At 61.5% G+C, this 14018-nt stretch carries 9 protein-coding genes; 8 read left to right on the top strand and 1 reads right to left on the bottom strand.

Features of this window, described 5'->3' with window-relative positions:
• Window positions 1–22 precede the first annotated feature (22 nt).
• The 6 genes from HX792_RS21465 to argR all read left to right on the top strand — a co-directional run bounded on the left by HX792_RS21465 (window position 23) and on the right by argR (window position 5416).
• Window positions 23–808 (top strand): ABC transporter substrate-binding protein, encoded by a 786-nt coding sequence (locus tag HX792_RS21465; protein ID WP_071483227.1) that lies wholly within the window; start codon window positions 23–25, stop codon window positions 806–808.
• A 91-nt stretch (window positions 809–899) separates the two neighbouring features.
• Complete coding sequence (locus tag HX792_RS21460) at window positions 900–1589, top strand: ABC transporter permease (protein ID WP_016973726.1); 690 nt, start codon at window positions 900–902, stop codon at window positions 1587–1589.
• Window positions 1586–2284: an ABC transporter permease gene (locus tag HX792_RS21455; protein WP_176997965.1), complete on the top strand. Its 699-nt coding sequence runs from the start codon at window positions 1586–1588 to the stop codon at window positions 2282–2284. The genes HX792_RS21460 and HX792_RS21455 overlap by 4 nt, the downstream gene beginning before the upstream one ends.
• A gap of 1 nt (window position 2285) precedes the next feature.
• Complete coding sequence (locus HX792_RS21450) at window positions 2286–3398, top strand: succinylglutamate desuccinylase/aspartoacylase family protein (RefSeq protein ID WP_176997964.1); 1113 nt, start codon at window positions 2286–2288, stop codon at window positions 3396–3398.
• A 27-nt stretch (window positions 3399–3425) separates the two neighbouring features.
• Entirely contained in the window at window positions 3426–4190 is a 765-nt protein-coding gene (locus HX792_RS21445) for an ABC transporter ATP-binding protein (RefSeq protein ID WP_016973723.1), read from the top strand.
• A gap of 245 nt (window positions 4191–4435) precedes the next feature.
• Window positions 4436–5416 (top strand): transcriptional regulator ArgR, encoded by a 981-nt coding sequence (gene argR / locus HX792_RS21440; protein ID WP_176997963.1) that lies wholly within the window; start codon window positions 4436–4438, stop codon window positions 5414–5416.
• 6 nt (window positions 5417–5422) lie between these two features.
• Here argR and HX792_RS21435 read toward each other — a convergent pair whose 3' ends face one another.
• The gene (locus HX792_RS21435; protein ID WP_176997962.1) at window positions 5423–11290 is read right to left on the bottom strand and encodes a dermonecrotic toxin domain-containing protein; all 5868 of its coding nucleotides are present in this window, start codon (window positions 11288–11290) and stop codon (window positions 5423–5425) included.
• A 244-nt stretch (window positions 11291–11534) separates the two neighbouring features.
• On the opposite strand from HX792_RS21435, the gene HX792_RS21430 reads away from it, so the two are divergent.
• Both HX792_RS21430 and aruF read left to right on the top strand, forming a co-directional pair.
• Window positions 11535–12755 carry an aspartate aminotransferase family protein gene (locus HX792_RS21430; RefSeq protein ID WP_176997961.1) on the top strand — a complete coding sequence of 407 codons (1221 nt, stop codon included), beginning with the start codon at window positions 11535–11537 and terminating at the stop codon, window positions 12753–12755.
• Between the two features lie 205 nt (window positions 12756–12960).
• Window positions 12961–13980, top strand: a complete 1020-nt coding sequence (gene aruF / locus HX792_RS21425; RefSeq protein WP_176997960.1) for an arginine/ornithine succinyltransferase subunit alpha — start codon at window positions 12961–12963, stop codon at window positions 13978–13980.
• The last annotated feature ends 38 nt before the right edge of the window (window positions 13981–14018 follow it).

Raw genomic sequence — 14018 nt, 5'->3', positions numbered from 1 at the left:
CCTATACCGATGGAGTCCCAAGATGAAGAAACTCGTGCTGTTGGGCGCCCTGGCGCTGTCCGTGCTGTCCATGCAGGCTTTCGCTGATGAGAAGCCCCTGAAGATTGGTATCGAAGCGGCTTACCCTCCGTTTGCCTCGAAGGCGCCGGATGGCAGCATCGTGGGTTTTGACTACGACATCGGCAACGCCCTGTGCGCAGAGATGAAGGTCAAGTGTGTATGGGTCGAGCAAGAGTTCGACGGCCTGATCCCTGCGCTGAAAGTGCGCAAGATCGACGCGATCCTGTCGTCCATGTCCATCACTGACGACCGCAAGAAGTCCGTGGACTTCACCAACCGCTACTACCTGAGCCCAGCGCAGCTGGTGATGAAGGAAGGCACCACCGTCAGCGACAGCCTGGATGAACTCAAAGGCAAGAAGATCGGCGTGCAGCGCGGTTCGATCCACGACCGTTTCGCCAAGGAAGTGCTGGCTCCGAAAGGCGCCACCGTTGTGCCTTACAGCTCGCAGAACGAAATCTACCTGGACGTGGAAGCCGGTCGCCTCGACGGCACCGTGGCCGACGCTACCCTGCTGCAAGACGGCTTCCTGAAAACCCCGGCCGGTAAAGGCTACGCGTTCGTGGGCCCACAGTTCACCGACGCCAAGTACTTCGGTGACGGCATCGGTATCGCTGTACGCAAAGGCGACAAGGCCGAGCTGGACAAGATCAACGCGGCCATCGCGGCGATCCGTGCCAACGGCGAATACAAGAAAATCCAGGACAAATACTTCGACTTCGATATTTACGGCGCTGACCCTAAGTAACTCGTCGCAGCTGTCTGTCCGCAATGGCGCAAGCAACAGAATTCCTGAGGTTTGCGCCATTTTTTCATCCCCCTTTTCGAGGACCTGAATCATGTTGAAAGGCTACGGGGCCGTCATCCTCGATGGCGCATGGTTGACGCTTCAGCTCGCCTTGTCGTCCATGGCCTTGGCCATTGTTCTGGGTCTGATCGGGGTCGCGTTACGCCTGTCGCCGGTGCGCTGGTTGGCCTGGCTGGGTGACCTGTACTCCACCGTGATCCGTGGGATCCCGGACCTGGTGCTGATCCTGCTGATTTTCTACGGCGGTCAGGACCTGCTCAACCGCGTCGCGCCGATGCTCGGCTACGACGACTATATCGACTTGAACCCCTTGGCCGCCGGTATCGGCACCCTGGGTTTCATCTTTGGCGCCTACCTCTCGGAAACCTTCCGTGGCGCCTTCATGGCCATTCCCAAGGGCCAGGCCGAAGCCGGCATGGCGTATGGCATGAGCCCGTTCCAGGTGTTCTTCCGGGTGATGGTGCCGCAGATGATTCGGCTGGCGATCCCTGGCTTCACCAACAACTGGCTGGTACTGACCAAGGCCACCGCGCTGATTTCGGTGGTGGGCCTGCAAGACATGATGTTCAAGGCCAAGCAGGCGGCAGACGCCACCCGCGAGCCTTTTACCTTCTTCCTCGCAGTGGCGGCGATGTACCTGGTGATCACCAGCGTCTCGTTGTTGGCCTTGCGTCATCTTGAGAAGCGCTACTCGGTAGGCGTAAGGGCGGCTGATCTATGATCTTCGACTACAACGTCATTTGGGACGCCATGCCGCTGTACCTCGGCGGCTTGTTGACCACCCTGAAACTGCTCGCCATCTCGCTGTTCTTCGGCCTGCTCGCCGCCTTGCCCCTGGGCTTGATGCGCGTGTCCAAACAGCCGGTGGTCAACGGTGCGGCCTGGCTGTTCACCTACGTGATCCGCGGCACCCCGATGCTGGTGCAGCTGTTCCTGATCTACTACGGCCTGGCCCAGTTCGACGCCGTGCGCGAAAGCTTCCTGTGGCCGCTGCTGTCCAGCGCGACGTTCTGTGCGTGCCTGGCGTTTGCGATCAACACCAGCGCCTACACCGCCGAGATCATTGCGGGCAGCCTCAAGGCCACGCCCAATGGCGAGATCGAAGCGGCCAAGGCCATGGGCATGTCGCGCTACAAGCTGTACCGCCGCATCCTGCTGCCGTCGGCCCTGCGCCGCGCACTGCCGCAGTACAGCAACGAAGTGATCATGATGCTGCAGACCACCAGCCTGGCCTCCATCGTCACCCTGATCGACATCACCGGTGCCGCGCGCACGGTGAATGCCCAGTTCTACCTGCCGTTCGAAGCCTACATCACCGCCGGCGTGTTCTACCTGTGCCTGACCTTCATCCTGGTGCGCTTGTTCAAGATGGCCGAAGGCCGCTGGCTGAGCTACCTGGCTCCACGGAAGCACTGATATGGAACGTATCGATCACCTGTTGCCCTGGGGTCACCTGGGCTGCGAGCGCCAGCTGAGCGTGTTCCGTTTCGGCAGTGGCGAGCGCAAGGCCTATATCCAGGCCAGCCTGCACGCCGATGAATTGCCGGGGATGCGCGCCGCGTGGGAGCTGAAAAAACGCCTCACCGAGCTGGAACAGCAGGGCGGCCTCAATGGCGTGATCGAGTTGGTGCCGGTGGCTAACCCGATGGGCCTGGGGCAGTTGCTGCAAGGCAGCCACCAGGGGCGTTTCGAGATCGGCAGCGGCAAGAATTTCAACCGTGATTTCGTCGAGTTGAGCGAGCCGGTGGCCGAGCGGCTCAAGGACAAGCTGGGGGATGATCCCCACGCCAACGTGCGCATGATCCGCCAGGCGATGAGCGATGCGCTGCAAGCATTGCCCGAGCCGAGCAGCCAGTTGCAAGGCATGCAACGCATCTTGCTGAGCCACGCCTGCACCGCTGACATCGTGCTCGATCTGCATTGCGACGCCGAAGCCGCGCTGCACATGTACGCATTGCCCCAGCACTGGCCGCAGTGGCGCTCGCTGTCCGCACATTTGAACGTGAAGGTCGGCCTGCTGGCGGAAGACTCCGGCGGCAGTTCGTTCGATGAAGCCTGCTCGCTGCCGTGGTTGCGTCTGTCCCAGGCGTTCCCCGAGGCGCAAGTCCCGCTGGCGTGCCTGGCGACTACGCTGGAGTTGGGTGGTCAGGCGGACACTGGCCGCGATGAAGCGATCTTCCACGCCGAAGGCATTCTGGCGTTCCTGGCCGAGCAGGGCCTGATCAAAGGTGAGTGGCCTGCGCCGCAACACGAACCGTGCGAAGGCTTGCCCTTCGAGGGCACCGAGTTGCTGTTTGCACCTCACGCCGGCGTGATCAGTTACCTGCGTAAGGCGGGTGATGTGATCGAAAAAGGCGAGCCGATTTTTGAAGTGATTGATCCCCTGACCGACCGCGTGAGCATTGTCTGCGCGGGCACGTCCGGGGTGTTGTTTGCCGTTGAACGGCTACGTTATGCCCAAGCGGGTTTCTGGCTGGCCAAGGTGGCGGGGCGCGAAGCGCTGCGTCACGGGCGCTTGCTCAACGACTGACCACCTGTTTTTGTGAGAACCGACCGCATGTACAAACTTGAAGTCCAAGACCTGCATAAACGCTATGGCAGTCATGAAGTGCTCAAAGGTGTGTCCCTGGCCGCCGCGGCCGGTGATGTGATCAGCATCATCGGTTCCAGTGGTTCGGGCAAAAGTACCTTTTTGCGCTGCATCAACCTGCTGGAGCAACCCCACGCCGGCAAGATTCTGCTCAACAACGAAGAGCTGAAACTGGTGGCCAACAAGGACGGCGCCATGAAGGCTGCCGACCCCAAGCAGCTGCAGCGTATGCGTTCGCGCCTGTCCATGGTGTTCCAGCATTTCAACCTGTGGTCGCACATGACCGCGCTGGAAAACGTGATGGAAGCCCCGGTGCACGTGCTGGGCGTGTCGAAGAAAGAGGCCCGTGAAAAGGCCGAGCATTACCTGGCCAAAGTCGGCGTGGGTCACCGTAAAGATGCGTTCCCCGGCCACATGTCCGGTGGCGAGCAGCAGCGCGTGGCGATTGCGCGTGCCCTGGCGATGGAGCCTGAGGTGATGCTGTTCGATGAGCCCACCTCGGCGCTCGACCCGGAGTTGGTCGGTGAAGTGCTCAAGGTGATGCAGGACCTGGCCCAGGAAGGCCGCACCATGGTGGTGGTGACCCACGAAATGGGCTTTGCCCGTGAAGTGTCGAACCAGTTGGTGTTCTTGCACAAAGGCATTGTTGAAGAGCGTGGCAACCCGCGTGAAGTGCTGGTGAACCCGCAGTCCGAGCGTTTGCAGCAGTTCTTGTCCGGCAGTTTGAAATAATCAAGGCTGCTTTTGTGCACTGAAGTAGTGCATGCTTCACAGCTCTAAAGCTGGCCTCGATTCCTGTGGGAGCTGGCTTGCCTGCGATAGCGGTCTATCAGAAACAGATGTATTCACTGACCCACCGCCATCGCAGGCAAGCCAGCTCCCACCTTTGATCTCTGTTTGATTTGAGATTTGTTTGGGTTTCCGGGCTAGCATTGGCCTTTGTCTTCTTTACTGTTTCAGGCTTCGGATAGCACTCCATGACCGCCCATAAAATTGGTTTCCTGATTTGGCCCAGCACAAAAGCCCTGACGCTTGCGCTGGCTGAGGAGGCCTTGCGCGTTGCCCAGCGGGTGCATCCGGAGGTGGTCTACGAGCTGTCGTTCCTGCTCGCCGAGCCCGCCACCGACGGCGCCTGGCAACTGCCGGGCGAGCCGTGGGCCGGCAAGCTGGAAGGTTTCCAGAAGCTGTTCCTGCTGGCAGACGAACCGCCCACCGTCATCGCTTCGCAACTGAGCACCGCGCTCAAGCAGTTGGTGCGCGCCGGTTGTGTGATCGGCGGCCTGTCGGCGGGGGTCTACCCGCTGGCCCAGCTCGGCCTGCTCGACGGCTACCGCGCTGCGGTGCACTGGCGGTGGCAGGATGATTTCGCCGAACGCTTCCCCAAGGTTATCGCCACCAGCCACCTGTTCGACTGGGACCGTGACCGCCTCACCGCCTGCGGTGGCATGTCGGTGCTCGACCTGCTGCTGGCAGTACTGGCTCGTGATCATGGCGCCGAACTGGCCGGCGCCGTCTCCGAAGAACTGGTGGTCGAGCGCATCCGCGAAGGCGGCGAGCGCCAGCGTATCCCGCTGCAAAACCGCCTGGGTTCCAGCCATCCGAAGCTGACCCAGGCCGTGTTGCTGATGGAAGCCAATATTGAAGAGCCGCTGACCACCGACGAAATCGCCCAGCACGTGTGCGTGTCGCGACGACAACTCGAGCGCATCTTCAAGCAATACCTCAACCGCGTCCCCAGCCAGTATTACCTGGAACTGCGCCTGAACAAGGCGCGCCAGATGCTCATGCAAACCAGCAAGTCGATCATCCAGATCGGCCTGTCGTGCGGCTTCTCCTCGGGGCCGCATTTCTCCAGCGCCTACCGCAACTTCTTCGGCGCCACCCCCCGCGAAGACCGCAACCAGCGCCGCAGCAGCAGCCCGTTCGAATTGTCCTCGGTACCCGCCGAGCGCGGTTGAGCGGGTTCACTCCTCCTGGGTCTGAGCCTGGGGCGACGGCAGTGGATTGCCGTGTTCGTCCTGCGTGGCCTCGATCACCTGAAATTCGTTGCCCGTGCGCTGGAAATAGCGCCTGAGCAAGCCAAGGCTTTCTGGCGACAGCGGGTTGCTGCTCAGGTCGCTGTCATCGTGAAACACGGGGATCATTTCCAGCAGGTCGGGCGGAATTTGCGTAATGAGGTTGTCGCTCAGGTCCAGGGTTTGCAGGTTTTCCAGTTGGAACACGCCCGTGGGCACCGTGCTGATGTGGGTAGCGCGCAAATGCAGCGCCACCAACTGGTTCATGCCGCTGACGTCGGGCGCCAGGGTCAGTGGGTTGTCGCTCAGGTCGAGAAACTCCATGGCACTCAAGTCCGCAATGGCGCGCGCGCTGTCTGCCGTCAAGGTGATAGCGCACTCATTCAGTTCCAGGCTGGACAGTTTCGGCAGGTTGTACAGCGCACTGGGCAGGGCTTGCAGCCGGCAACCCCGCATATTCAGCGTCTGCAGGTTTGGAAAACACTTCAACGTGCCATCCACTGACGTTGTTGTGCCGTCGCCGGTAAATTCGAAACGTGAGATATGTTCAAGGCGTGCACTCAGCCGGGGCAACTCGCCCATGATCGGTGTGTCGAGGTTCAGGCTGTGGGTGAGTTCATCGTCGAGGCTCTCATCATCTTCTGCGCTTTCGCGGCGCCATGCCTGCTCCAGAAGTGTCTTGAAGTCACGCCGTTTCAGCTGTTCCCGGGCTTGAGTGTCTTCATCCAGCGGAATGTCCAGTACGGGATGGCGTTGGGGTACGTCCAGGGCCCAATGCTCCAGGTCAGTCGTCAGCTGTTCATACTCGCTCTCAAGGTGCGTCAGGTGGGAGGCGAGTTCATCCATGTGCCCGGGTAGCCTGAAGACAAACCGGTCAGCTTCGTTTTCCAGCAGCAGAGGGTAGAGCGCCTCGACCCTTGCACGTTCGGCCGCCGGGCTTTGGGCGTTGAAGTATTCACCAGTGCGTTGGCAGTAGGCTTTGATCAGGTCCAGGCTGGCACGCGACAGCGGGTTGGCATAAAGGTTGAAGCGGTGAGTGACAGTTGCAGGCAGCCTGAAGCTGGCATCCGGCAGCTCGGTAATGGCGTTGTGGCTGAGGTTGATGGACATCGGGCGGTTCTGGGTCAACAAGCCCGGAGGCACTTCCCGCAGGCCGGTGTCTTGCAATGAAACATCGTTCAAGTTGGCCAGGCGCTGAAAGTCCACCACAAGGCCCAGAGGGTTGTTGGACAGGTCCAGATGCTCCAGGCGTGTCATGCCTGCCAGTGCAGTGCGGCTGGCCTGCGACAGGGTGATACCGCAACGTGGCAGGCCCAAGTGCGTGAGCTTGGGCAAGTCGAAGGTCGAGGCCGGAATGTCCCCCAGGTGGGCGTCTTGGATGTTGAGAATGTCCAGTGCCGCGAAGCTCTTGAGAAAGGTGTGCGGGTGTAAGGCGATGCCGTTGCCTTCAAGGCTCAGGTAACCGATGTGGTTGAACTGCGCACTCAGCGCCGGCAGATCGCCAGCCAGGGCGGGGGGCAAGCTCAATGCATGGATCAGGCGAGTATCCTGGGGTGTTTCCCGACGCCAACTGCGTTCCAGCACGCCGTGCAGTGACTGACGCCTGGCGTGTTCGAGCTCGCCGAGGCCTGGGTTATTCGACCACTCTGCCAATTCCCCCAGCAAAGTCTCCAGCTCTTCAGCCAGCCGTGCCAGTTCGCGCCGTCCTGCCTCGATGTCTCCCGGCAGGCTGAAGATGAATTGATTGATGGCGTCGTGAGTGAGGGAAGGATACAGCTGGCGCGCATCCCGTTGGTCGACTTCGGCAGCGTCGGCTTCGAAGCAGCTGCCATGCTGTTGGTAGTACGTTTTGATGCGCTCCAGTGTGGGCTGCGAGAACGGGTTGCCCGAAAGATCAAAACGCCGGCTGGCGGCAGGTGATAGTTCGAACAGCGCCGGCGGCAACTCACGCAACTGGTTGCCGCTCAAAAAGACGGTCTCCAGATCAAGCAGGTTGAGCAGGCCCGCGGGCATATGCCCAATGCCCGTCTCGGACAGGTCCAGGTCTTGCAGGTCGCGCATGGCTTGAAGGTCTGGCACTCGCCCCAGGGGGTTCTGATGCAGGTTGAGCCCTTGCAGGTCGCTCAGGGCAGCCAGGCGTGCGGCGCTGTTTGCACTGAGGGTGATGCGGCAGTTTTCCAGGCTCAAGATGCGCAGATGGGCCAGGTTGTCGATTGAGGCCGGAAGGTCGCCGAGGGGAATGTCCCTGATTTCCAGGTGACGCAGGCGTGGAAAGGCTTCGATAAAGCGCGCAACCCCCAGTGTGCCTTCGGCACCGATCACCGAGAGGGAAGAGACGTGTATCAGCGGTTGGTCGAGTGTCGGCAGTTCGCCGAGGGTCGGCCAGCCCAAACGCAGCGTGAAGCCATCGCGCGCCGGGTCCTCGTAGTGGTTGTCGATCTCGGTTTCCCGACGCCAGCAGCGTCGCACTTGCTCGGCGATATGCGCGCGGTTTTGCCGCTCATAGCGACGCCGGCTTGCACTCAGGGGTGTGCCCGTGTCGGGATGCTGCGAGGGCAGTGTGCCTTGCCAGGTCGCCAGCGACGTGTCCAGGCTCTGGTATTCGGCTTCCAGCAAGGCGAGTGCCGCGCTTGCGTCGTCGGGAGTCGCAGCCAAGTGGTCGAGCAACTGTTGGGCTTGTTGCTCATTCAGGATCGGAAACAGGCTGCGCGCGCGCTGTAACGGCGTTGCAGGCAAGGTCGGGGCCACGGGTTCTGCGGCGTAACCTTCGGTATTGCCGAGCAGGCGCAGGGTTTCGATGCGCAGGGTGTGCGAATGGGGAGTGTCCGTCTGGGCGCGCAACACTTCGCGTGGCAAGGGGTGCTGCGCCAGGCGTCTTCGCAGCTCGGGGCCGTCGTGGATATCGATGTTCAACGCCCGGCGTTGCGCATCAGGCAGGGCATGGAGGATCGCGCGGTACAGGTCGATCTCCCCTGACAAGGCAAGACTGCCTTCATGGGGCACGTACAGGCCGGAGTCCAGGCGCACCAGTGTGCGCTGGATCGGTGCGTCAGCCGGGCCGATGCTGTTCCACAAGGTTCCTTCGAGGCTGCGGTGGCGTGCGTCCAGCCGGATTTGATCCGACCATCCGGGTTGCAGCCGCAGCGAGTTGAGGCTCAGCCGATCGGTGTCGACACTGTTTTGTGAGTCGAGATACAGGCCTTCATAGGCCCGGTTCAGACGCAGCTCATCCAGGGCGGCCTGGGCCAGTTGGGCCAGGCGTGGTGGCGTGCGGCGCTGGTCGAGGATGTCGAGTTCAGCGCCGCTGGCGTCGCCTGCCAGTCGTTGTGCCACACCGATGGGCAGGCCGGCCGCAGTGTGTTGAATCTGCCGCGCGTAATGCGTTGTGGCAGAGGGCAGCGCGCCATAACGGGAGTCGAACAAAGCCGCACGTTGGCGTTCGGCACCCTGCGCCAGTTTTTCACGCAGTTGTTGCGTGCGCACTTCCAGGCTCAACTGCGGGTCGCCGATGCGTTCGCCGAATTGAATACGCAACTCATCCGGCGTCAGGCTTTGGAGGACGGCCTTGAGCAAATCTCCGTTTTTCAGCTGCGCTTCATGAATTTGCACCATGGGTTTGCTCGGGTCGCCAAAGGTCCAGGTGACCCGGCCGCGACTGTCGAGAAAGCACAGTGACTTCTCTGTTGGCCAATTGCCGTAGGTGGTCAGCAGTTGCAAGGTGTCCTGGGGGTCGATGCTGCCGTATACCGCCGGGTCATCGCTGCGCAGGTTGTCGATCAGGCGTGTGAGGTCACGGTCTATGCGCACGCGCGCCAGGCTGTCGTCCAGCAGAGGCGGCAGGGGCAGGCTGTTGACGTGCATTTTGCGCAGTGCGTCTTCCTGTACACCACTGAGGCCCAGGGCCTGTTCGCGGTCTGCCTCACTCAGACCTTCGGCTTTGTGGCCCAGGCGCTGCAACAGGGTGTTGCGGTCCCATTGCAGGGGGCGTTCCAGCTCGGTATGCCAGGCGCCCGCACCGTTATGGTGAACCAAGGGTTGATAGGCATCCGGGCGAGTGAGGTGTTTGAGGCGATAGTGTGCACTGTGCTCGGTCGGCTCCACGGCATAAAGCTTACCGCCCAGGGGCAGTATCGATTCGCCCCGCAAGGTATGCAGGCCCTGTTCATTGATGCCCAGGCGCGGCGGCAGACTGAGATCGTGCTGATAGGGCGACAGGTCGGGCTTCCAATAGCGCTTGCCCCCGTTGGCCAGGGTCACCGGTTTGAACCGTTCGATGAAGGCCACGACCTCTGCCGGTAACACTTTGCGCATTTGCGTGATGCCGATCGTACTGCCCACGCCAAATGCACCCAGTTTCACGAGTGACTGAAGAACGCCCATCAGGTGGACGAACGCCTCCCGTGTATCGTTTTGCGCCCAGGCGATTATCCCCTCGAATACCTCATCGAGCAGTTGATAGGCCATGTACCCCAACATCAACTCGCCCAATCCTGGAATGAAGGGGGCGACGATCAGCAGGGCGGCGTTGAGGATGGATGAGGCGACATTGACGAACGAGTCCCACAGCGCCCAGCGGGCTTTGCGGTCGACATCGGCCGTTGACACGGCTTGGGTTCGCGCGTCGTTGAGGATCTGATTGAGCTTTTGCTGATAGAGGTGTTGCCACGGCTCGCCTTGAATGACGTCTGCGACAAATTGCAGTTTGGGGTCATCGGTCGGCTGATTGCGCCACGGCGCCAGGCTGCTGCCGTACCCAGGCGGGTGCCAGGTGATTCGGCCCAGGCGCTGACTCAGATCGGCAAAAAAACGCCCACGGTGTTGGTGGGCGACAAAGCGGCTGAAAAAAGCCTGATAGTCGGGGCTGCGCAGCTGCCGTGTCAGCGCCTGCTTGAACGCCAGTGGCGAGGCATATTCCTTGAGCGGATGCTGTGGGTCGTCCGGGACGTAGGCCAGCAGGCGCTGGACTGAGCGGGTGTTCTCCAGGTCGGGTGCGAGCAGAAGGATGCCGGTCAGCGGCACTTGCAACATCGTGAAGGCGTGGCAGCGCAGGGGCAGGTTGTCGAGTGTCAGGTTGCGGCGGCCTTGCAGCAGCCCGTCCACCTGCTGTGCGTAAGCGTCGCTGATATCGCCCCGTGTGCGTGCCAGTTGCAGGGCGGCGCGCAGGGCGGCTTTCTGGCTGACGGTCACCTTGTGTTCGAGCACGGCGGCACTCACGGGTTCAGTGAGGCCCAGCTGTTCGCGCAAATAGGTTTGATAGTGTGCGCCGATGTCCAGTTCGCGGCATAACTGCGTGAAAGCGGGAATGCTGATTATCTTCCCGATCGCGGGCAGTGTATTGAATCGGCCGCTGTCGGAGGGCGGCGTAATGAACGTAGACGCGGCTTCGAATGCGCCTTCGAGGGTTTCGTCCTGTTCGAAGTTATGCAGGGCGGCGTCCAGCAGTGACACCGTCCACGTGCGCGCGGCTCCGGAGGGAATCGAAAACCAGGGGATGTGCTGGGGGATGTAAAGGCGCAGGAACACCGCCTCACTGTCGAGGACCAGGTCGAAGCGAGTTTTCAACGCATGTTCAAGTACTTCGCGGGCAAATTCCCTTGGGCCTTTCACGTGTTTGAGCGCGTTGTCCACGGCATTTTGCGCATCCCAGTGCTCGGCGTTCAGGCGCCTGAGCGCAGGGGCGGCGGGTAACGGCTGTGGGTTGGCGCGGGACAGGGCCTGCTGTTTGGCGTTGGAGGCTTTGCCTAACCAGCTGGGAATGGCGCCTCTCAGGATCTGGTAATGGCTGTCGGGCTGGCTGGAGGGTGAGGGCGTGCTCATGCTCAATCTCTGATAAGAGGAAAGGGCATCAGTAGATCAGCGCGTTTCACGCCGCCTGCTTTAGATAGTTAGTTTAAACTGCGCCATTGCGACGCTATTTGTCGCATTGGCGTAAACCCGCCAAAATCGCGGGTTGGCGCTATAAGAAGTTGTCGCTTGGCGACAAGGCCGCACTGAAAACTGTCCTTACAATCCCTGCATCGCCCGCCAGTTCCAGGCAGGCGTTCCTCTTCAGGAGACTCCGATGTCCGTTGAGCAAGCCCCGGTGCAACGTGCCGATTTCGACCAGGTCATGGTGCCTAACTACGCGCCTGCCGCCTTCATCCCCGTGCGTGGCGAAGGTTCTCGTGTATGGGACCAGGCGGGTCGCGAGCTGATCGACTTTGCCGGCGGCATCGCGGTTAACGTGTTGGGCCACGCCCACCCGGCGCTGGTCGGTGCGCTGACCGAACAAGCCAACAAGCTGTGGCATGTCTCCAACGTCTTCACCAATGAGCCGGCCCTGCGCCTGGCCCACAAGCTGATCGACGCCACCTTTGCCGAGCGCGTGTTCTTCTGCAACTCCGGCGCCGAAGCCAACGAGGCCGCGTTCAAGCTGGCCCGTCGCGTCGCGTTCGACCGTTTCGGCACCGAGAAGTACGAGATCATCGCCGCGCTGAACAGCTTCCACGGCCGTACCCTGTTCACCGTCAACGTCGGTGGCCAGTCCAAGTACTCCGACGGTTTCGGTCCTAAAATCACCGGCATCACCCACGTCCCTTATAACGACCTGGCTGCGCTGAAAGCCGCCGTGTCGGACAAGACCTGCGCCGTGGTGCTGGAGCCGATCCAGGGCGAAGGCGGCGTGCTGCCGGCCGAGCTGGCTTACCTGCAAGGTGCCCGCGAACTGTGTGACGCCAACAACGCACTGCTGGTGTTCGACGAAGTGCAGACCGGCATGGGCCGCAGCGGCCACCTGTTTGCCTACCAGCATTACGGCGTAGTGCCAGACATCCTCACCAGCGCCAAGAGCCTGGGCGGCGGTTTCCCGATTGCGGCGATGCTCACCCGTGAAGACCTGGCCAAGCACCTGGTGGTCGGCACCCACGGCACCACTTACGGCGGCAACCCGCTGGCGTGTGCAGTGGCAGAAGCGGTGATCGACGTGATCAACACCCCTGAGGTGTTGGCCGGCGTTAACGCCAAGCACGACCTGTTCAAGGCGCGCCTGGAGCAGATCGGCAAGCAATACGGCATCTTCACCGAAGTACGCGGCATGGGCCTGTTGCTCGGTTGCGTGCTGAGCGACGCGTTCAAAGGCAAGGCCAAGGACGTGTTCAACGCGGCCGAGAAAGAAAATCTGATGATCCTGCAAGCCGGCCCGGACGTGGTGCGTTTTGCCCCAAGCCTGGTGGTGGACGAGGCGGACATCAAGGAAGGTCTGGACCGTTTTGAACGTGCTGTGAAAGCGCTGACGCACGCTTGATGGACCGTTCGGCGCTCGAGCAATCGGGCGCCGAACACACATTCCAAAGGCCGGACTCTGTCCCTGTAGGAGCTGGCTTGCCGGCGATCCAGACACCTCGGTGCAACAACCACACCGCGCTGATGCGATCGCCGGCAAGCCGGCTCCTACAGGGGAACCTCCGGCATTTTTTCCTCTGTGAGTTTTCGAGTTAAGGAGTGACACCATGCTGGTGATGCGCCCCGCGCAAATGGCTGATCTGGGCGAGGTACAGCGTCTGGCTGCGGACAGCCCGATTGGTGTCACCTCCTTGCCGGACGATGTGGAACGCCTCAGCGACAAGATCGCCGCCAGCGAAGCGTCCTTCGCGGCCGAGGTAAGTTTCAATGGCGAAGAAAGCTATTTCTTCGTGCTCGAAGACACCGAGAGCGGCAAGCTCGCCGGCTGCTCGGCCATCGTCGCTTCGGCCGGTTATTCCGAGCCGTTCTACAGCTTTCGCAACGAGACCTTCGTGCACGCCTCCCGCGAGCTGAAGATCCACAACAAGATCCACGTACTTTCCCAGTGCCACGACCTTACCGGCAATAGCCTGCTCACCAGTTTCTACGTGGTGCCCGAGCTGGTCGGTTCGCCGTGGTCGGAACTCAATTCCCGTGGCCGCCTGCTGTTCGTCGCCAGCCACCCCGAGCGCTTTGCCGACTCGGTGGTGACCGAGATCGTTGGCTACAGCGACGAGAACGGTGACTCGCCGTTCTGGGACGCCATCGGCCGCAACTTCTTCGACCTCAACTACGCCGCCGCCGAGCGCCTGTGCGGGCTGAAAAGCCGTACCTTCCTCGCCGAGCTGATGCCGCATTACCCGATCTACGTGCCGCTGTTGCCGGACGAAGCCCAGGAAGCCATGGGCCAAGTGCACCCGCGTGCGCAGATCACCTTCGACATCCTGATGCGCGAAGGCTTCGAGACCGACCACTACATCGACATCTTCGACGGTGGCCCGACATTGCACGCACGGGTCTCGGGCATTCGCTCCATCGCCCAGAGCCGCGTGGTGCCGGTGAAGATCGGCGAGATGGTCAAGGGCGCCGGCCGCCAGTACCTGGTGAGCAACGGGCAGTTGCAGGATTACCGTGCGGTGATGCTGGAGCTGGACTACGCGCCCGGCAAACCGGTGACCCTGGACCTGGCCGCCGCCGAAGCCCTGGGTGTTGGCGAAGGTGCGAGTGTGCGCCTGGTCGCGGTTTAAAGAATTGAGTGTCGCGGGTGGCTGCCAGACAGCGGCCC

It is taken from the genome of Pseudomonas sp. B6002, assembly GCF_013385985.1.
In the GTDB taxonomy this organism is placed as follows: domain Bacteria; phylum Pseudomonadota; class Gammaproteobacteria; order Pseudomonadales; family Pseudomonadaceae; genus Aquipseudomonas.
This window is presented reverse-complemented; position numbering and strand designations above follow the sequence as displayed.